The sequence below is a fragment of the Candidatus Neomarinimicrobiota bacterium genome (assembly GCA_018651745.1).
GTDB lineage: Bacteria > Fidelibacterota > Marinisomatia > Marinisomatales > TCS55 > JAAZYX01.
The window spans coordinates 1-19642 of the sequence record JABIDL010000033.1 but is presented as its reverse complement, the minus strand read 5'-3'; the positions used below and the strand labels follow the sequence as shown (position 1 = coordinate 19642).

Sequence of the window (19642 nt, the reverse complement as noted above, 5' to 3'; positions counted from 1 at the left end):
TTGGACCTATTGATTATAGCAATAGTAATTACCATTCTGGTGATTGCCGGTGTTGCATTTTACGTTTCTCGCCCAAAGATTAAACCCAAAACCGAATCTCTTTACACGGATGCGCTAAATGCTATCGTCCGTGGTGATAATCATACGGCTATGGAACATTTGCGGAATGTTGTGAAGCAAAATACCGAACATGTGGGCGCTTATTTGCAGCTTGGTGATCTTTTGCGGGAAGATAACCATCCTGAACAAGCAATCAAAATTCACCAAGCTTTAACAGTGAGGCCAAATCTTCCCGACTCTCTCAAAGTTGACATTCATAAATCATTGGCGCTAGATTATTCCAGGAAGGGAGAAATGGAGAAGGCAAAAATTGAAGGGGAGCGCATTCTCAAAATTGATAGAAAAAATACATGGTGCATTGAATTTCTTCTTGAAATTGCCGAACGCGAACGTGATTGGGAACAAGCCGCTTCTATGGCGAAACTTTCGCAGAGATTGAATCATAGTCAGGACGAAAACCGGTTGGCGAAATTCCAAGTGTATCAGGGTATGGACAAACTTGCCCGCGGTGATAGACCCGGAGCGGAAACCAGTTTTAACAAAGCCATACAACTGGCACCAACATTTGGTCTGCCGTACCTGAGAAAAGGTGATTTTCTCGCGGAAGAGAGAAATCTTGTAAAAGCAATAGACGCGTGGGAACAGTTTGCTATTTTATCACCTGAACAAAGTCGGTGTGTATTTTCAAAAATCGAAACAGCATTGTTTGATCTGGGACGATTTAGTGAAGTGGAAAAATTTTATCAACGGGTTCTTGAGAGAGATTCCTCAAACATTGATGCATTGGCAAAGTTGGCAAATGTGTACGAGGAGAAGGGAGAGCATCAAAAAGCACTAAATCTTGTGAATGAAACCTTGAATCAAAATCAAGATTCGGCTCATGTTCGTCTGATGAAATTGAAGTTGTCTCTTAATACATCACGGCCTCATGAACTGGCTCACCAGATTGATGAATTGGCTGATCTCATTACATCCCAAGAAAAAAACGCATGAAATTCCGACAGGCGCTTTCGGGAATATTTTTTTTCTTTTCCTTTATCACTGCACAAAATATTGATCTTTATCTTTCCCTGATTTCGGAAGGTCGGGTATTGGAAGTCCGTGAGGCTGTCCCGGAACTCAAGTCTCGTTTCCCCAAAAATGACGGTGTGTTATATCTGGATGCGCTTACATCTTCTGATGGTGATTCGTCTATCCGAAAATTTCAGGCAATTTTGAGGAATTTCCCCCGAAGTCAATTTGCAGATGAATCCATGTTAAAGGTTGGCGAATATATGTTCGCCCGTGGGTTGTATTCTCAGGCTAGTGTGCAATTAAAAAAAGCACTCTTTTATTATAAAGACGCGGAAAATCATCAACGGACGCTCGACTTATTGGTTGACAGTTTTGAAGCCACAGGTGAGCGTGACAGTGCTCGGATTTATTTGCGTTTGGTCATGCGTCATTATCCCGGGTTAAAGGTTGACCATTACGGCTATAAAAAACTGAAGCCTGCGGGAAGTCAAATGCAATTCGTGAAATTGAACCCGGAAAGTGCAGGCACAATAAAGCAGGGTGGGGCGATACTGCCCAAACCTTGGATTGTACAAGTAGGTGCCTTTCGAAAATATGCAAATGCACGGAGATTAATGGAACAGATTATGACCGGCGGATTTCCGGTACAGATTGATGAAGTGGCCTCTCACGGCATGAGACTACATGCAGTGAGAGTTGTTCGGTTTGAGCGGAAGGATGACGCGGAAGAAATTGGCAAAAGAATTAAAAAAGAATTTGGTGTTAACTATCGGGTGCTAAACAGACCGAAGTAAATGTTGCCGAAGAGGCGTGAAGAAGACAAAGAGGAAAGATTCAAGCACAAAGATCACCAAGACCACCAAGATGGTTTTGTAGTTTTTATTTTAGATTTGCTTAACATCCTTCGTGCCTCTGTGTTAAAAACATGGGAATGATTGCAAGGCTGGTGCCGGCCGCGGTCTTCAAAACCGCTGGGACTTGGTGACAAGTCCGGTGAGTTCGATTCTCACGCGTTCCCGCTAGATTTGAGTTCCCTCACTGTCATGAAGGTTGAGCTCATCTGTAAGCCTTAATAAGCGCTAATGCGCAAGAAAGATCATTATGGTTGTTATCAATAGAAAACAAAATTTGATTCATTATATCCTGATTCTACTTTCCGTTGGATGTCTGATAGCGCAGGTTAATACCGAGGATTTGAGGGCGGAGGATGCCAATGGAATTATGCACCAATTCAGCCTTGACCTTGCTGTAGAAAAAGCAGATGAAGAAGTTGTGGACATTGCAGCAGAATACAGGCTGGATGTGGCTATCAAAAAAGGATTGACCAGTTTCTTAATTCTTAATTATGAAAATGGATATGAAAAAGAAAAGGGTGCGGATATAAATACCATTGTAAATAAGGGGTTCGGCCATTTGAGAGTGACTAAATCGCTAACGGAAAAGTACTTTTTAGAAGGGTTTTCTCAATTCGGATTTAATGATTTTTTAGATTTGAACAACCGTTTTCTTGTAGGTTCGGGCCTAAGAGTAAAACTGTCTAACAGCAATCGAACAACGATTTTTTTAGGAATCGGCGCCATGCAGGAAAATGAGACTTACGGGCTAGCGACAGAACCGGAAATGAAACTAATTCGATCTACCAATTACCTAACGTATATGTGGAAATTATCCGACACGATTCAGTTGAATAATACGGCCTATTTTCAAGTTGCTTCTTCGGATGCGAAGGATTACCGTGTGTTATATGATGGAGGGTTTGATATTGCGCTGAACAAGTCATTTTCAATTGCGATCAAGTTAAACTACCGATATGATAATGATCCCCACGGAACTTTGGGGAATACGTACATTCAATTATCGAATGGGATTTCATTTATTTTTTAACCTGGCAACCTATTAATTATAAAAACCTGAAAGTATTGATATTGCGATTCTTAAAAAACCTTGGCAATTATTGATCCAGAATCATCACTTGTTATCCGTTTAATCATGTAGGAAAAGCCAAACTCATATTCTCGCTCGCCGCATTCTTTAAAGTATGCTGAGAGATTTCTAATTAACTTTCCATTGTCATGAACCATTTATTATTTTTTGATAAGGCATAGTAATTATCCTTTTTTATGAATCAATGCTATACATCAATAAAAAAGTTTCAATTAATTATTCAAAAAATATGTAAGAGTGTGGTTTAGTTGGAACTTTCCACCCAATCCATTGTAGCAGTCCACAATAGGTTGTAAGCAAACCTAATCAGTAAAAAGAGGAGGCCGAGGTACTGCTGCATAGCAGTGTTTCGGCTTTCTTCGTTAAAGAGAGAAAGGAACTCACTATGAACGGATTGTTACCTCGTTTTGTCTTAACCATGTGTTTTGTATCGTTCGGTTTTTCGAACACAAGCGACAAAATCCCGATTAACCTGAATGATGTAAAGGAAGGAATGCTGCTGATTGCGGCAGAAGAACCCGGTGCCTATTATGAAATGCCAAAGCTCGATACTCGCGTAAAGATAAAGATAAGCGGTATGGTCGCCACCGCCACGGTGGATCAGGTATTCACCAACGATAACGATGCGCCGATCGAGGCGATCTATGTTTTTCCGCTTCCGGATCAGGCGGCTGTCTCGGACATGCAGATGCTGGTCAACGACCGGCTGATCCAGAGCGAAGTCGCCGAGCGGAAAGAAGCGAAAAAGAAGTACGAACAAGCGAAAAAGGAAGGGAGGCGCACTAGCCTCACCGAACAGGAACGGCCGAATATCTTTACCAATTCCGTAGCCAATATTTTGCCCGGCGACACGATAATAGTTCGCCTGCAGTACGTGGACCACGTGGATTACTCTTCCGGCACTTTCCACCTTCGGTTCCCGATGGTGGTAGGCCCGAGATACATTCCGGGAGATACGATTCCGGGATTTTCAGGCTCAGGCTGGTCCGTGGACACGGACAAAGTACCGGATGCCAGCCGCATCACGCCGCCGGTGGTGAAGGACGAAAAGCGCAGCGGAAACACGGTAAGCCTTTCAGTTGAATTGGAAACAGGTCTTGAACTGGAAACGGTGTTTTCCGTTTCCCACGAAGTGGACATCATTCACACTGGAACCGGCTCGCGTTTTATTGTTCTTAAAAATTCGGATGAAATTCCCAATCGGGATTTTGTTTTGGAATACAAGATTGCGCAAGGAAGCGAACCGAAAGCAGCGCTCTTTTCAGCGAAAAAAGGGAATGACGATTATTTCATGCTGATGGCAGTTCCGCCTGTGGATGTACCGGAAGAAAACCTTCCAAAGGAAATGATCTATGTTCTGGATGTTTCAGGTTCGATGAGCGGTGAATCAATACGCCAGGCGAAAAAGGTTTTGGTGAAAGCGATTGAATCTTTGGGCAATCAAGATCATTTTAACATCATTCGTTTTAACAACCATTTCCAAAAGTTCAGTCTAGCGCCAGTTCCCGCTTCATGGGCTAACAAACGTGATGCGGTAAAGCATGTCAAATATTTTACTGCTTCGGGTGGAACGAACGTGCGGCCTGCACTAAAAGCAGCATTGAAAGAAGTGTCCGATCCCAGCGCGGTGCGAATGATCATGTTTCTCACGGATGGCGATGTCGGAAATGAGAATGCAATTTTATCCGATATCAAGAATTATCTCGGAAATTCTCGTCTTTTTCCCATAGGAATCGGATCTTCGCCAAACTCGTTTTTGCTAAGAAAATCAGCGAAGATTGGGAAGGGAACATTTACACACATATCATCTACATCTCAGGTAGAGGGGAAAATGAACACGCTTCTAAGGCGGATTGAAAAGCCGGTGCTCACAAACATGAACCTCAAGATTGACGGCAACGTAGATTTTCATCCAAATCCAATTCGAGACCTTTTCCATGATGAGCCGATGCTGATATTCGGGAAAACCAGCGGTTTGAAAAATGAAACTGCTGTGCTGACCGGAAAGACACCGGCGGGATATTTTCGGATGGATCTTCCTCTAGACCTTGAAAACACCAAAAATGATCCGGGTATCCCGTCGATTTGGGCAAGACGCAACATCGGTGACTTGATGGATGACTATCGTCTCGGGAATAAAGATGTGAAGGATAATATCATCCAACTCGCGCTCGATCATAATCTCGTTACAAAATTCACCTCTTTCGTGGCGGTAGAAAACAGGATTATGAATCCGGGTGGGCAGTTAGCCTCGCTTTCGATTCCGACGGATCTTCCTAAAGGTTGGAATTACGATGCTGTCTTCGGCAGTGCAAAGATGGTTGTGATGAAAAGTGCCGATTCCAACGGTCAGCAGAACCTCATCCAAAAGGTATCGAATATAACGTTACCGCAGACCGGAACATCCTTTCCGCTAATGATTTTGATCGGATGTGTTCTGATTGGAACAGGTTTCGCGCTAACGCGGATGTTTGTAGAGAGGACGAGAAAATGACAAAACTGTATCGTTTTGTTCCAACTTTACTGATTTTACTCGGATTTATTTTGGTCGGGAAATCCACCTATTACTATGGAAAGGGGAAATTGGCCTCGATATTGCTGGAAAAGGCATGGGAACGGACAAAATCTGAAAAGACTGTGCAGAATCCATGGGAATGGGCGGACACGCATCCGGTGGGAAAATTGACCATAAATTCAGTTGGAATTGAGAATGTAGTATTGGGCGGTGTCTCCGGTGAAGCACTGGCGTTTGGACCGGGGCATCTTTCAAACTCGTCTCGACCCGGCAGTAGTGGCAATATCGTCATTGCTGGGCACCGCGATAGTTTTTTTCGTCCGCTAAAAGACATTAAAATCGGCGACACGATTGAGCTTGAATCTACATTTGCAACTCAATCATTCACTGTGAGCGAAGTCCGCCCAGTCTTCGGCGATGATATTTACTGGATTGATGAAACAGAAAATGACTGCATTACCCTCATTACCTGTTATCCGTTTAATCATGTAGGAAAAGCCAGAGACAGATTTATTGTGCGGGGATTAATTGTGGATTGATTTATTGGCAACAATCAGTAATTTCTTTGCTTATATTGTTTTTATTCCAGCGTAATGAAATATTGAAAGGAACTTATGAATAAGAAAAAGAAAATGGTCAACATCCGCCATCGAAAAAATAAAGAACGGATGCGATTAAAATCTCAGGCATTATTATCGAAAGCGAAGTCAGCTGCACCCAAACCGGTTGAAGTTGAAGAACCGGTTGCAACAGAGGAAGCTCCCAAGAAAAAAACAGCGACAAAGAAAAAACCGGTAACTAAGAAGAAACCAACCGCAAAGAAAACAGCAACCAAGAAATCTGTAGCCAAAAAGACAACTCCCAAAAAGAAACCGGCAAAGAAAGCACCTGCTAAGAAAAAACCGGCTACAAAAAAGAAACCCGCCGCCAAGAAAAAAGCCAAGGCCAAGGATTAACCTTTGATCCACATTGATTGGCGATTACGCCTTTTTTTAGCGTTAGTCCTACTAGTTGGAGCCATTGCATTGGTTTATTTTGGATATACTTTGAAAGAGCTTGGGCAAAAGTTTAGCCACATTTGGATGGGAGCTGCCGTAGCAGGATGGGGCGGTGCACATCATTTACAAAAAGCATTCGAAGATAAACCTTAAATCCGCGTGCGCGAGTCCGTCCACCGATACCTATACACGTTTGACTCGTTCGAAATGTTTGGAAGTCAGCATCTGTGGGCGCTTTCCATTTCATTGGTATTGTTCATCGCAATTCCGATCTATGCGAAGCAAAAACTTAATCCATCTCAACAGGATCGTTTCGGCGCGGTAATCGGTTTCCTTGTAATGGGAAACTACATCGTGTGGGTTGGGCTGGAATTGATAGCAGGAACCTTCGATTTAAAACTTCACCTTCCGTTTCATCTTTGTAGGTTCGCTAACTTAATTATTCCGTTTGTCATGCTGAAAAAGAATTTCAGGGTGTACGAAGTGCTGTATTTTTGGGGTTTTTCCGGCATGTTTCAAGCAGCGATTACACCGGATATTTCGCAGGCCTTTCCGCATTTTCATTTTATCCGGTTTTGGATTGGACATAATGGACTTATTCTTGCCTTGATTTATGCAACAGTAGTGTATGAAATGAAACCAACTATCATAAGCCTCAAACGAGCGTTTATTGGGTTAAATGCCTTTTTTCTGTTAACCATTCCTGTGAATCTTATTCTCGACGCGAATTATTTCTGGATCCGTGGCAAACCGGTGAACGATCTTGGCGAACACATTCCATCCTTGTTGGATTATTTAGGACCGTGGCCATGGTATATATTGTCGGCGGAATTTGTGGCACTGGCGCATTTTGCTGTAGCTTATCTTCCGATTTATTTCATTAAAAAAAGAAACGTCACTTAAAATATCAGGGTGGAAATACCCATTTTTCAGTTCTATTTTCCAATAACAACCATGAAGCGTACAGCAATTTTCATCAGTTTTTTTCTCTCTCTCTTGTTGGGTCAGCAAGAAAACCGACTCTTTTGGGATGGCGGAGATTGGCGCCGAGTTGATCAGCTCGGGAATCATAATCCTGAAATGGTGTATCGGATCAAGGCGGCGTACATCAATGGTGTGCTGGATGGCCGACTCTATTATTATTTAAAAGCGTGGGAGTCTCAAAGTGAATTCGCCGATAGTCTCTACAGCGAAACGATTGATTATTTGACAACACGAGAAATGGTTCGCTCTCTCGATAATTTTTATAAGGATCCGCTGCATGTGTATGTACCAGTTCCATCGGCAATGCTCGTGGCAACTATGTATGCTGAGCGAGCCCCTATGCAAATCATTGATGCTTACATTAAGCAAACTAAATTTTGGATTAATAAATTAATTTTGGATTTAAGCGAAAAAGATTTGAATGAATTATTGGACAGTAAAGTTCAAAAACACCTTAATAAAGTAAAAGAATAATTAAGAACAATGTCATTTTAAAGAACTTCAAACTGTTTGAAGTAGGAAAACAGATGGTTGTAATCCTTCGTCGTACCTCCTCAGGATGACAAAACTGGAAAAGGAATTAGGAAATATCAGTCAATCCGAATAAATCCCGCCGCCGGGTGATACGTATAGATATTTTGATCTCCGAAGAATTTTAATTTCGAAATTTCAAAAATATAATCTTCAACTATTGTTCCGGAATGCGGATAATGAAGACCTCGCGATATGGAAAATCCCGGTTCAAAACCCGGATCGGCTCTCCGTATCATGGATAATCTTCGCTGGGCAGTGCGTCTTCCAGATGCATTCAGTTTAGAAATAAATCCCTCAAGATGGGTGATGCGCCTCCCGGTATTATTTTCAACCTGCACCACAACGTATAACCGATTTTTATCCATCACGCGCGGACGGACCTCAATAGAAAAGGGTGAATCGGCTTCCTGTGCAACCAACATAGACAGAAGAATGAGTGCAGATAATATTCGCATGGCAGAACTTCGGAGCAATCAGGGAAAAAACAAAATGGAACCCTTTGACCTACTTACAGGTTCAAAGGTAGATTTTACCTCGTTATTATGACAGATCCTGAAATAACCAAAGATGATGTAATCCTGAGGATTCCAAAAATCCCCCGAATCAATACCGTTTTGTTTTTCATGACGTTATTCACGACATTAATGGCAGGATCAATGATGGAAGGTGGCACTTTTTGGACTCATCCATTGGATTTGCTGAAAGGAATTCCATTTTCTTTAACGTTAATGCTGATATTGGGAACCCACGAATTTGGGCATTTTTATTATTCTCAAAAACATCATGTAGAAGCGACACTTCCTTATTTCATTCCGGCACCGACATTTATTGGAACCTTTGGCGCCTTTATTAAAATGAAATCACCCGTACGCAAAAGAGATGCCTTGCTTCAGATTGGTGCGGCTGGGCCAATCGCAGGATTTTTCGTAGCAGTTCCGGCGCTGATTATTGGATTAATGATGTCCGAAGTGATAGACCTTTCTCCGAAATTTGAAGGAATAATTCTGGGTGATTCTATTCTCATGAAATTACTGACTGTTGCGATTTATCCCGGCTTGGGTGATTCACAGGATATTATGCTGCATCCTGTGGCATTTGCAGGGTGGATTGGTTTGTTAGTTACCATGCTGAATCTCCTCCCAATTGGTCAACTTGACGGTGGACACATCGCCTATGCGATGTTGGGGAAGAAGCACGACCTATTCGCAAAAATTGCGTTTGCTGCATTAATTCCGCTTAGTTTGTTTTCATTGAATTGGTTGGTTTGGGCGATTCTAATTATTGTGTTAATGAGGACTACCAGTCATCCACCGGTTCAAGATATTCATATTCCGCTCTCTAAAAATAATAAACTCATCGGCTATGCTTGTCTCGTGATTTTTATTCTTTGTTTCATTCCTGCGCCGTTTCAATCCGGATAATGAATCGTTTTACCGCATTGATAATGTGTGTCGGTTTGGTCGGCGGCCAAGTCCGAATTGGTGATTGGGATTCCTTTACATCGCCTCTCAAGGTCCGCATGTTGGTTGAAATCAGAGACACTGTATTTAATGCAACGGATGGTGGAATTCTCAGATTTGAAACTGAAACATCATCCTTTAAAACATTCACAAACCTGCACGGGCTTTCCGGCACGGATCTCGCCGCCATTGCAAAAGATCTGGAAAATAATATCTGGGTCGGCGGATCAAGTCCGGATGGCTTTATTAATATATTTGATCCGATTGCAGAAGAAGTTATCGCCACCTTTGATTACGATTTATCAGAAATTTTAGATTTCGCCGTTTCGGATTCGGTTGTATTCGGCGCTATGAAATTGAATCAAGATCTTGGGATTATCGAATTTCGATTGACAAACTCTGGGTTTGAATATCGAGATGTGTATAAAAATTGGCCTGTTTCTATCAGTTCCATTTCAGGAATTGCAGTGAGAGGGGATAGTCTTTTGGTGGGAACCGACGCAGGACTTTTTTCCGCAAATTGGGTAGAAGATAACCTCAAAGGCCCGGCAACGTGGGGGAGGCCTTTTTCTAGTTTAACCGACAATGTGAATGCAGTCAGCCTTTCGAATGATACTGTTTTTGTAGTGCTTGGATCATCTATTTACCGCATCGCAAATGATGGCTTGTCTCTCGTCTTATCCGGATCAAATGAAATTTTAGATATTTCAAATGACAGGACCGGTTCATTTTGGGCAGTGACCGAAAACTCGATTTTCCATGGCTCAAACGCTGCTGCTTCGCCATCCTTTGATTTAACATCACTTTTGGTTTCCGCATCCGGAAAAATTTTCGCCGGAACAGAACAGGGCATTGCAGAATTTCATGAAAGTTCTTACACCTTTAGTAGGTGGATTCCAAATGCACCCCTTACCAATTATTTTTCCGCGATTTGTGTATTGAATGACGGTCGGATTGTTGCCGGGGGAAATGCGGGGTTGGCGATTCGAGAAACTGCAGGTTGGCGGAATATTGTAGAAAATTATACCAAACAATCCATCAAAACTTCGCACGATTATGATTTTTATACTGCCGATACGCTGAAAATTGATTTTGGGGATTTTGTCGCTGATATAGAGCAAGGCCCGGATGGAATGCTGTATCTCGCTATTCGTGGAACTTATCCGTTTCCGCGGCAGCATGGCGGTGGGATCGTAATCATGGATGTTGATGATCCGGAAACATTTACACTTATTGATACCGCCTACCTTGATTGGAATCTCGATGAACATATGTCCGTTAAAGATATTGAGTTTGATGCGGACGGAAATCTTTGGGCTGCAAATACATATGCTACTCACGATTTAGATCCGATTGCAGTTCGTTCCGCTTCTGGTAATTGGGGGAATTTTAGTGCATCAGAAAGCGGGGGTGATGTTAGCCTTACGCCAAATTCCTTAGCTTTTGATGGATGGGGACGCTTATGGATTGGCTCATTTGAAGATGATTACATCAATCCTGCCGGCGTGGATGATGGCGGTCTTGCGATGCTTGCTTACGAAGGCGATCCTGATAATCCTATGACTAAAGAATGGGCTTCACTTACGGTGAGTTCAAGTCATTCCAATACAACCGTTTGGTCGCTAGGGGTCACCAGTTCCAATGTCCTCTATATTTTATCTCCGGTAGGTTTGACCGGGATTTGGCTTCAAGCTTCAAACAGTGATCCTGAGTCGTACCGCGGATTTACTTATTTCCCAAATATTCCTTTCGGAAGTGGTTCAAGAATAAAAATTGATCCATCTGAAAATATCTGGGCTGTGTCTGCATCCGAAGGAATTCATGTTCTTACGTCTGGCGCAACCTATTGGCCTGATATTAATGGTTTGAACGTAGATAATAGTTTTCTTTTATCGAATGAAATTACTGACATTGATTTTGATGAAAAACGTGGGATTGCCTATGTCACGACATCCAAAGGAATTAACGCAATCAAAATTCCCTTTGCAGATCAAAAATCTTCTTACAGTTCTATCGATGTTTTTCCAAGCCCATTTCATACGCCAAGCGATAAATCTCTTGTAATTGATGGACTTACTGAAGGCAGTTCGGTGATGATTATGACATTCAATGGAAATGTGCTGAAAAAACTAGATGAAGGGAATAGTGGTGTTAGCGGTTATCAGGCGTTTTGGGATGGAAAAGATTCCTCAGGTCGCTACGTTGGGTCTGGGGTCTATTTGATTGCTATTTATGGAACAGACGGTTCATCAGCTTTTGAAAAAATAACCCTTATTCGGCATTAAATTCTTGGGATGAAATTTTTCACAGACACAGTCAAAGTAATTATTGGGGTGATCCTTGTGATTATCGGGTTGATCGGTGGATTGATACCGATTTTTCAAGGATGGATGTTTGGTTTACCGGGACTGCTATTGCTTAGTAGCGTATTTCCACCTCTCAAAAAATGGGTGGATAAAATGAAAGAAAAATTCCTCGCTAAAAAAGAGAAGGATTAGAGATTAAAATCAAGCTTGAACACGCAAGCGAAGGTTGGCTGACTATGTATAATTGAGTCCACCTGACTGCAGAAAATCAGCGAGGGAATTAAAGGGCGCTATAACGAATAAGTTTGAAAAATATTTGCTCTGAATCATTTTCATCAAGATTATTAACAACCCCACTTTTTTCAAACCCCATTTTTTCAAGAAGTTTTCTCATTGCAATATTTGTATTATTTGTAGATGTAAATAGTTTTGATGTTTCACAAATTTCAATAAAGAATTGTATCATTTTAGAACCTATTCCCATATTCCGATGAGATTTATCCACATAAATTAATTCAAGCCATCCATTTTGAAAAAAAATTATAACTTAAAATACCATAGCAAATAATTTTAGTATCACTTATGCCTATATACAAAGATGATAAATTAATTTTATCTCTTAAATATTCTACCCTCGAATGTTGACTTTTAGCGATATGATCGAAAGATATAAGATGTTCTAAATCAATAGAGCTCGCTAGGCGGATCTTGAAATTATTATTCAAAATAATTTAACCGTAATTATCCGGACCCAATGGTTCCTTGCGATCAATTTAAATTGCTTCCAGCGCTTGTTTTAAATCCCAAATAATATCGTCGGAATTTTCAATTCCTGTAGAAAGGCGAATCATTTTCCCGCTGATTCCCATAGCACGTTTTTCTTCATGAGAAACATCTGCATGCGTCATGGTATCTGGATGTTCAGCAAGCGATTCAGTTCCCCCAAGGCTCACTGCCAGTTTAATTAATTTCATATTATTTAGCACTTTAAACGCTTCTGCTTCACCACCAATCACATCAAAGCTTAACATTGCGCCCGGTCCGGTGTATTGCTTTTTGTATATTTCAAAATGGTGATTTGATTCTTCAATAAGTCCAAGATAATACACTTTTTCAATTTTGGGATGTTGATTTAAAAACTCCACCACCTTTAAAGCATTTTTTCCTTGAAGTTCCATTCGTGGTTTTAATGTTTCTAAACTACGCATTAATAACCAGCCTGTCCAAGGACCTGTCATATTTCCCATAAAGGTTCGCAATCCTTTTAACCGGGCAATGGTTTTCTCTGAGCCCAGACAAGCACCTGCAATAAGATCGCTGTGGCCTCCGATATATTTTGTAGCGGAATAAATTACAATATCTGCACCGTGTTCCAAGGGACTGCACCACAAAGGTCCCATGTAAGTGTTATCTACACTTATCATGACAGGTTTTTCTTTGGTTGCATATTGATCCGCTATGGATTTGCACATTTGAATATCGATCAGTGCATTTGTGGGGTTTGCCGGTGATTCGATATAAATGTAAGCTAGTTTATCTGCGTGCCCGGATTTTTCAATTTTTTCAATGATTTCTTCTTTGGTATTATCCGCATGGAAACCGATAATGTTGATTCCGTATTTCGTCAGAAAATGTTTAATGAAATGATCAGTGCCTCCATAAAGAGGTTTGCTGAATAGCAATACATCACCGGGTTTCAAAAATTCCAGCAGGGAAGTGGCAATGGCTGACATTCCGCTTTCAAATACGGCACAGTCATCCGCTTTTTCCCATAAAGTTAATCTGTTTTCTAAAATTTCCAGATCCGGATTATTCAGTCTGCTGTAAATCAATCCCAATGTTTCATCCGGTTTTTTATCTCTTATTCCATAGGCAACTTCAAAAAATGCTTTCCCCTCTTCTGCGGTATTAAAAACAAATGTGGATGTTTGGAAAATGGGACATTTTACGGAACCTTCGGACCATTTTGGTTCGTACCCAAAAGACATCATTAAACTTTCCGGTTTCATAATTTTTTGAAGATCTTTTTTATCCATGGTCAATTATTTCGTTTATTGATTAATGTATTCTGGCATCAGTCCAAACTCAGATTCAAGCTCATGTGCGATTGATTTAATCATGACACTTCGTTTGTTGTGAGAAAGGAATGCACTCTTCATTGCAATAATGGTAATCTCACGAAAATCGTGAAGGGATAATCCGAAAAGCGAATGAGCGAGGGCAAATTCCTTTGTCATTGTTGTATCGGACATCAGTCTATTGTCTGTATTCAATGTAACCCGAATTCCCTGGTCGTAATAAAATTTAAATGGATGATATTTCAGAGAACGAATCGATTTTGTATGCCAATTTGATGTAAGACAAACTTCAAGGGTAATGCGATGATCATTTACATAATGCATTAAATCCTTATCTTCCTTTAGGCGGGTTCCATGCCCGATTCGGTGGGCACCGCAATAATGAATCGCTTGGTGAATAGATGCAGGTCCAAAGGCTTCGCCGGCATGAATAGTGGCGTTAACGTTGCTATTTAAAATGATGTAAAATGCTTCCCGATGATCTTTTGCCGGGAAATTTTCTTCTGCACCGGCAAGGTCGAAACCGACCACCCCCTTCTTTTTATATCGGACGGAAAGGTCAGCCAAATGCAAGGAAGCTTCAGGACTGATATTTCTAATTCCGCAGATAATGATACCGGATTTCACACCGAATTCATTTTCGGCCGATTTCAATCCCTTTTTCACTGCATCTACTGTTTCATCCGGTGTCATTCCCATTTCTGTATGTAGGATTGGTGAATAGCGAATCTCGATATAACGCACATTTTCCCGTGCCGCATCTTCGACCAATTCAAATGCTGCTCGTTCTAGACCTTCGGGTGTTTGCATTACACTGAGTGTTATTTCAAAGCGTGCCAAATATTCTTCAAGCGTACCACGATTTTTTCCAATGGTGAGTATCTTTGTTAATTCATCAAGATGGGTGCTCGGTAAATCAACTTTTTGCTTTTGGGCTAAATCGAGGATGCTTTTTACTCGAAGCGATCCGTCAAGGTGGCAGTGAAGTTCTACCTTTGGTAATTTTTTCAGAAGCTCTAACGAAAGAGTCATTATTTTTTAGAAACCGAGCTGTATAGCCAATAAATCACAACGAGAAATGCTACGGGCCCTGCCCATTCAAACCCGCTGAAATTCGGCCACCATGCTTTTACGCCGGTAAGAAAAATAGGAAGCGCTACGAGAATTCCCATCAAAGCTTCACCAGTGATTAAACCGGAAGCCATGAGTAGCCCTCGTTTTTCTGATGCTTTGGATCCTCCTGCTTTTTTACCCAAATGATTGATCATTCCACCGATAAAAATAGGGACCGTCAATGTGATGGGGAGATAAATTCCAACCGCAACGGCCAGCACGGGAACTCTGAAATCGGATCCTGCTTTTTCCTGTCTAATATCAATCAGGATAATTATCACTGCAATGATTGCACCGATATACACAAATGTCCAGGGAAGGTCGCCGGTAAAGACTCCGTCGGCGACAGATTTCATTAACGTCGCTTGCGGCGCGGATAACGTCGGCGAGCCGATTGTGTATGCTGTATGAAGAATATCCAGTACAAGTCCAAGCACGACCGCGGCGCTGAGAGTTCCAACGATTTGCATCACTTGCTGTTTCCATGGCGTCGCGCCAAGAATATGTCCTGCCTTCAAATCCTGCAGATTGTCTCCTCCAATGGCAGCGGCACAACACACCACGGCGCCGACCATGATCGCGCTTGCCGCGCCCACACCAGAATCAGTTCCCAGCAAAGCCAATAGCAATATGGACGAGAAGAGAATGGTTGCAATCGTTACTCCTGAAATAGGATTATTAGAGGATCCAACAACACCTGCCATATATGCGGCAACTGCTGAGAATAAAAATCCGAAAATCATCATGACAACCGATAATAATGCAGCAATTCCAACCGAGCCAATTATATCTAAATATAAAAGAAAAACAGGCACCAATAATGCCACCAAAGCAATGCCAACGTAATTGATCGGCAGATCTTGTTCTTCCAAAGGAACATCTTCGTCAATAGACCGACTTTTAACCGCATCGAGACTTGCTTTAATTCCTTCGATTAAAGGCTTAAAAAGTTTAATGAGAGACCACACACCGCCGACAACCATAGCGCCGACGCCGAGGTAACGGATCTTGGAATTCCAGATTGTCCAAGCCGAATCAAGTGCATCGCCTTCAAATCCCACCAATGCTGAATAAATGGGAATAGCCACCGCCCAGGAAATAAGTCCGCCGGCAACCACCAGAATCCCAATGTTACGACCTACAATATATCCGACTGAAATCAAGGCAGGAGAAATGTCAGTTCCAATCCCGAATATGGATTTTCCAAAATTCATGGCGCCGGCTACTTCTGCATGCCACATGCCAAATCCCTGCTGACAAAGTTTCATAGCGCCGCCGACCAATCCTGCCAATCCGATAGTCTTCAGTCCGCCGGAACCGTCATCTTCTGTTCCTTTTTTAGCGGCATCGCCTGCGCGTAGGACCTCGGCAGTAGCAACACCTTCCGGATATTTGAGTTTGGCAGTTATAATAAGGGCTCGCCTAAGTGGAATGGTAAAAAGTACACCGATAACTCCGCCGATTGCGGCTATTTTAGCAACTTCCACATAATCAAACGTTTCCCAGTATCCGAGAAGGACAAGTGCCGGGATGGTAAAAATGACACCGGCCGCTAAAGATTCTCCCGCAGAAGCAGCAGTTTGAACAATATTATTTTCAAGAATATTTGATTTTTTGAAAAGAGTTAGAATTCCCATAGATATTACCGCCGCTGGAATGGATGCAGATACTGTCATCCCGGCGAAAAGTCCGAGGTAGGCGTTGGCACCAGCGAGAACCATCGAAAGGATGATCCCAAGCAGTAATGCCTTAATCGTAATTTCTGGTAGTTGTTTATTCGTCATTTTTCTCTCAATTTGTTAGCTTCAAAAGTAGAACGGAATGCTGATGCACATCAAGGATGGTGTGTGAGTTCGATTCCAAGCCAAAAGTGTTTTAGATATATGGCTTTTCAACAGGTATGAGGAGCTCGCTAGAAATGAATTGTGATAAGGATCGGATGTTCTAGTCCCCAGCGCCAAGGATCGTAATGATGAACAGACTAAATCATTCCATCTTTAAGTAATTGAGATTGAAGCATGTAAGGAATAGTTCGTAATATTCAAATCCAACAGGGGTGCTGTCAGGTACAGGTTTGACGGCTGAGAATAAACCCACTGAACCTGATATGGATAATACCAGCGAAGGAAATCGAATGAAACTATTGTCAATCATATTTAGTGTCGGATTATTTATTTCCGTTTCACACTCACAGGATGTGGGAATATCCGGGCAGGTAATTGATTCCATCACCAAAGAAGCAATTTCTGAAGCAAATGTAACCGCTGGCGCAAAGGGAAGCACAACCGATAAACTTGGGAATTTTTTCCTACACGTTCCGCTTGGAACAGAAATTACGGTTATAAGGATTGGCTATCGAGTGTACCGAACCATTGCATTATCAGAAGATTTATCGATCGAATTAGAATCCATTATTTTACCGGGAGATATTGTGCATGTTACAGCAAGCAGAGCAATTCCAGGCACAACACCGGTTGCTTTTTCTACGCTGACAGAGCCGGAAATCAAAACCTATTTTACGCATCAGGATGTTCCAATGGTTTTAGCCACAGAACCCGGAGTCCAGTCCTATAGCGAAAGTGGAAATGGAACGGGATATTCCTACGTTTCGATCCGTGGATTTGACCAAAGTCGGATTGCCGTAATGCTCGATAATGTTCCACTGAATGATAATGAAAGTCATCAAGTATATTGGCTTGATCATGGTGATTTACTTAGTGATGCGGAAGATGTTCAGATTCAGCGAGGTATTGGAAACAGCCTCTATGGTTCAGCTGCATTTGGAGGTTCTATTAATGTTTTATCCAAGGTTCGATATGAAGATGAAGATGTGATTGCTTCTTTTGGTGCCGGTTCGTACAACACAAAAAAATCATCCCTTAAATACACATCCGGAGAACGATTTGGTGAAAACTGGGCATTTTCCGGACGATTGTCACACATTACTTCAGATGGCTACCGAGAGGATCATTCATCTACTCAGCGTGCGTTATCGCTTAGCGCTGAATTTAGCGATCGAAATGTTTCCCATAAATTCACAGGGTTAATTGGATACGAAAATACAGATTTATTATGGGACGGAGTATATGGGGACGACATTTTTGACAGAGAAAAACGTAGATTAGGAGGTAAAGCATTCACAGATGATTTTCTACAGCAAATTTATGCACTGAATTCGCGGTTTAGACTTCAAAATGAATCTGTATTTCATAACACATTCTATTTAGTTTTGGGCAGTGGTTATTATGAAGCCAATAAATCCGACGTCTCATTTTATAATTACAATCTTGATGCAATTACAGATTCATCCTATGCGGACACCACAACTAATTTATTGCGCCGAAAATGGTTGGTAAATCGATATGTGGGTTTCGTTCCGCAATGGACGAAGCAATCTGAGTGGTATCGGTTGGACATTGGCGGAGAAATACGATATTACAGCGGAAATCATTATGGGGAAATTTCGGATTTTAGTCATTCGCTTTTGAACGATGTGGGGTCGTATCAGTATTACGATTATACCGGAAAAAAAATATCCTTTACTGGATTTGTGTATTACCATTATCAGTTGACGGACGAACTCATTTTATCTGCAGATGTTCAGTTGGTAAATCATGGATGGAATATAGATCAAGATAAAATCGGACATGCAAAAGGGCATCAGCTATCCGCGAATTGGGTTTTTGTGAATCCGAAATTTGGTGGTGTATATTCCTTCAACAATGATTTTTCAATGTTTGCAAGTGTTGGTCAAACCAGGAAAGAACCGGCAGACGCTCAAATAATCAATCCGGATGAATGGTCATTCGAAATAAAAGGTGCATATCCGGAGATTGTGTCTGATTTTGAATTTGGGGCGAATTACACTACCGAATTTTTGTATGCATCTTGCAATGCGTATTGGATGGATTTAGAAGATGAAATACTCAGAAAAATAAGTTCAGAAGAAGAAGGTACATATGACTATACTACTGTCCCGAAAGTTATGCGAAAAGGTTTGGAATTTGATTTTGGATGGAAGGCAACTAAATCCATAAAATTTAAAGGGAATTTTACAGTTTCACGACATGAATTTTCCGATAACGGAAGTGAATTAAAGGGAAACACTTTGCCGAATAATCCTGATTATCTGGCGAATGCAACATTGTTTTTTCGTCCGCTTTTATCGGTGGAAGCATTTATACACGGGCAACTTGTCGGAAAACGATTTGTGGATGATTTGAATACTGAAACAAGTGCAATGGCACAATATCATATAATGAATATTGGGGTTAACATGAATAGAGGTCCGCTGGATATTCAAATAAGATTAAATAATGCTTTGGATGATCTAGTTATTACGCATGGCGAATCTTGGGGATCTTACTGGCCAGGCGCCGACCGGAATCTGTTCGTTAATTTAATTTATACGTATTAAATCCGGCTCTGTCCAGAATAAACAAGTTATACGGGCAGAGACAAAAGGTAGTGAAATAATGTTTGGCTATGCTGATGATTTGCCTGTTCACCTTCGGCAAATTCCGTCGTAAACTTCACGCTTCATGTCTACTAAAAAACCAGAAAGAAAACGTCTTTTTCTCATTGACGGCTACGCCTTGTTGTATCGCGCACATTTTGCCATGATTAGCAACCCGCT

The 19642-nt window shown here is 41.6% G+C and carries 17 protein-coding genes, 1 tRNA gene, 1 pseudogene and 1 riboswitch; of the genes and pseudogenes, 14 read left to right on the top strand and 5 right to left on the bottom strand.

The features are described from left to right. The 10 genes and pseudogenes from HOD97_06495 (at position 1) to HOD97_06450 (ending at position 7989) form a co-directional block, all read left to right on the top strand. Positions 1–1053 carry a tetratricopeptide repeat protein gene (locus tag HOD97_06495; protein ID MBT4281244.1) on the top strand — a complete coding sequence of 351 codons (1053 nt, stop codon included), beginning with the start codon at positions 1–3 and terminating at the stop codon, positions 1051–1053. Further along, positions 1050–1868, top strand: a complete 819-nt coding sequence (locus HOD97_06490; GenBank protein MBT4281243.1) for a hypothetical protein — start codon at positions 1050–1052, stop codon at positions 1866–1868. Before HOD97_06495 ends, HOD97_06490 begins: the two co-directional genes overlap by 4 nt. Positions 1869–2001: 133 nt before the next feature. After that, a tRNA-Sec gene (locus HOD97_06485) sits at positions 2002–2093 on the top strand. Between the two features lie 82 nt (positions 2094–2175). Then, complete coding sequence (locus HOD97_06480; protein MBT4281242.1) at positions 2176–2958, top strand: DUF481 domain-containing protein; 783 nt, start codon at positions 2176–2178, stop codon at positions 2956–2958. A 445-nt stretch (positions 2959–3403) separates the two neighbouring features. Beyond that, positions 3404–5512 (top strand): marine proteobacterial sortase target protein, encoded by a 2109-nt coding sequence (locus HOD97_06475; protein ID MBT4281241.1) that lies wholly within the window; start codon positions 3404–3406, stop codon positions 5510–5512. Beyond that, complete coding sequence (locus HOD97_06470; protein ID MBT4281240.1) at positions 5509–6072, top strand: class GN sortase; 564 nt, start codon at positions 5509–5511, stop codon at positions 6070–6072. Before HOD97_06475 ends, HOD97_06470 begins: the two co-directional genes overlap by 4 nt. A 243-nt stretch (positions 6073–6315) precedes the next feature. Continuing rightward, positions 6316–6489, top strand: a pseudogene (locus tag HOD97_06465) (histone H1 protein). 3 nt (positions 6490–6492) lie between these two features. Further along, positions 6493–6684, top strand: coding sequence for a hypothetical protein (locus HOD97_06460; protein MBT4281239.1), 192 nt, complete (start codon positions 6493–6495; stop codon positions 6682–6684). A gap of 6 nt (positions 6685–6690) precedes the next feature. Continuing rightward, positions 6691–7434: a TIGR02206 family membrane protein gene (locus HOD97_06455; protein MBT4281238.1), complete on the top strand. Its 744-nt coding sequence runs from the start codon at positions 6691–6693 to the stop codon at positions 7432–7434. 51 nt (positions 7435–7485) lie between these two features. Then, positions 7486–7989, top strand: coding sequence for a hypothetical protein (locus HOD97_06450; protein MBT4281237.1), 504 nt, complete (start codon positions 7486–7488; stop codon positions 7987–7989). 116 nt (positions 7990–8105) lie between these two features. Here HOD97_06450 and HOD97_06445 read toward each other — a convergent pair whose 3' ends face one another. Continuing rightward, a complete protein-coding gene (locus tag HOD97_06445) occupies positions 8106–8504 on the bottom strand; it encodes a hypothetical protein (GenBank protein ID MBT4281236.1) in 399 nt (132 codons plus the stop codon). Between the two features lie 87 nt (positions 8505–8591). On the opposite strand from HOD97_06445, the gene HOD97_06440 reads away from it, so the two are divergent. Genes HOD97_06440 through HOD97_06430 form a run of 3 tightly spaced genes read left to right on the top strand, consistent with a single transcriptional unit; the run spans position 8592 to position 12007 of the window. Then, complete coding sequence (locus tag HOD97_06440) at positions 8592–9470, top strand: site-2 protease family protein (protein ID MBT4281235.1); 879 nt, start codon at positions 8592–8594, stop codon at positions 9468–9470. Further along, positions 9470–11794, top strand: coding sequence for a hypothetical protein (locus HOD97_06435; GenBank protein MBT4281234.1), 2325 nt, complete (start codon positions 9470–9472; stop codon positions 11792–11794). Before HOD97_06440 ends, HOD97_06435 begins: the two co-directional genes overlap by 1 nt. A gap of 9 nt (positions 11795–11803) precedes the next feature. Further along, positions 11804–12007, top strand: a complete 204-nt coding sequence (locus HOD97_06430) for a hypothetical protein (protein ID MBT4281233.1) — start codon at positions 11804–11806, stop codon at positions 12005–12007. 88 nt (positions 12008–12095) lie between these two features. Here the strand turns inward: HOD97_06430 and HOD97_06425 are convergent, their stop codons facing one another. From HOD97_06425 to HOD97_06410, 4 genes are all read right to left on the bottom strand, one after another. Then, positions 12096–12320: a GNAT family N-acetyltransferase gene (locus HOD97_06425; protein ID MBT4281232.1), complete on the bottom strand. Its 225-nt coding sequence runs from the start codon at positions 12318–12320 to the stop codon at positions 12096–12098. Positions 12321–12588: 268 nt separating this feature from the next. Continuing rightward, positions 12589–13851, bottom strand: coding sequence for a cystathionine gamma-synthase family protein (locus HOD97_06420; protein MBT4281231.1), 1263 nt, complete (start codon positions 13849–13851; stop codon positions 12589–12591). 15 nt (positions 13852–13866) lie between these two features. Further along, positions 13867–14925, bottom strand: coding sequence for an adenosine deaminase (gene add / locus HOD97_06415; GenBank protein MBT4281230.1), 1059 nt, complete (start codon positions 14923–14925; stop codon positions 13867–13869). Further along, the gene (locus HOD97_06410; protein ID MBT4281229.1) at positions 14925–16790 is read right to left on the bottom strand and encodes an oligopeptide transporter, OPT family; all 1866 of its coding nucleotides are present in this window, start codon (positions 16788–16790) and stop codon (positions 14925–14927) included. Before HOD97_06410 ends, add begins: the two co-directional genes overlap by 1 nt. A 258-nt stretch (positions 16791–17048) precedes the next feature. Continuing rightward, positions 17049–17152, top strand: a riboswitch (TPP riboswitch). Between HOD97_06410 and HOD97_06405 the strand changes: the two genes are divergently transcribed. Then, on the top strand, positions 17141–19423 hold the full coding sequence (locus tag HOD97_06405; GenBank protein MBT4281228.1) for a TonB-dependent receptor plug domain-containing protein: 2283 nt from the start codon (positions 17141–17143) through the stop codon (positions 19421–19423). Its footprint overlaps the riboswitch before it by 12 nt. Positions 19424–19642 lie beyond the last annotated feature (219 nt).

What these genes read in the sequence shown, in the direction of transcription:
- HOD97_06490 (MBT4281243.1), top strand. Translation starts at nt 1,050, where the DNA reads ATGAAATTCCGACAGGCGCTTTCGGGAATATTTTTTTTCTTTTCCTTT.
- HOD97_06480 (MBT4281242.1), top strand. Translation starts at nt 2,176, where the DNA reads ATGGTTGTTATCAATAGAAAACAAAATTTGATTCATTATATCCTGATT.
- HOD97_06475 (MBT4281241.1), top strand. Translation starts at nt 3,404, where the DNA reads ATGAACGGATTGTTACCTCGTTTTGTCTTAACCATGTGTTTTGTATCG.
- HOD97_06470 (MBT4281240.1), top strand. Translation starts at nt 5,509, where the DNA reads ATGACAAAACTGTATCGTTTTGTTCCAACTTTACTGATTTTACTCGGA.
- HOD97_06450 (MBT4281237.1), top strand. Translation starts at nt 7,486, where the DNA reads ATGAAGCGTACAGCAATTTTCATCAGTTTTTTTCTCTCTCTCTTGTTG.
- HOD97_06445 (MBT4281236.1), bottom strand. Translation starts at nt 8,504, where the DNA reads ATGCGAATATTATCTGCACTCATTCTTCTGTCTATGTTGGTTGCACAG.
- HOD97_06440 (MBT4281235.1), top strand. Translation starts at nt 8,592, where the DNA reads ATGACAGATCCTGAAATAACCAAAGATGATGTAATCCTGAGGATTCCA.
- HOD97_06435 (MBT4281234.1), top strand. Translation starts at nt 9,470, where the DNA reads ATGAATCGTTTTACCGCATTGATAATGTGTGTCGGTTTGGTCGGCGGC.
- HOD97_06430 (MBT4281233.1), top strand. Translation starts at nt 11,804, where the DNA reads ATGAAATTTTTCACAGACACAGTCAAAGTAATTATTGGGGTGATCCTT.
- HOD97_06420 (MBT4281231.1), bottom strand. Translation starts at nt 13,851, where the DNA reads ATGGATAAAAAAGATCTTCAAAAAATTATGAAACCGGAAAGTTTAATG.
- add (MBT4281230.1), bottom strand. Translation starts at nt 14,925, where the DNA reads ATGACTCTTTCGTTAGAGCTTCTGAAAAAATTACCAAAGGTAGAACTT.
- HOD97_06410 (MBT4281229.1), bottom strand. Translation starts at nt 16,790, where the DNA reads ATGACGAATAAACAACTACCAGAAATTACGATTAAGGCATTACTGCTT.
- HOD97_06405 (MBT4281228.1), top strand. Translation starts at nt 17,141, where the DNA reads ATGAAACTATTGTCAATCATATTTAGTGTCGGATTATTTATTTCCGTT.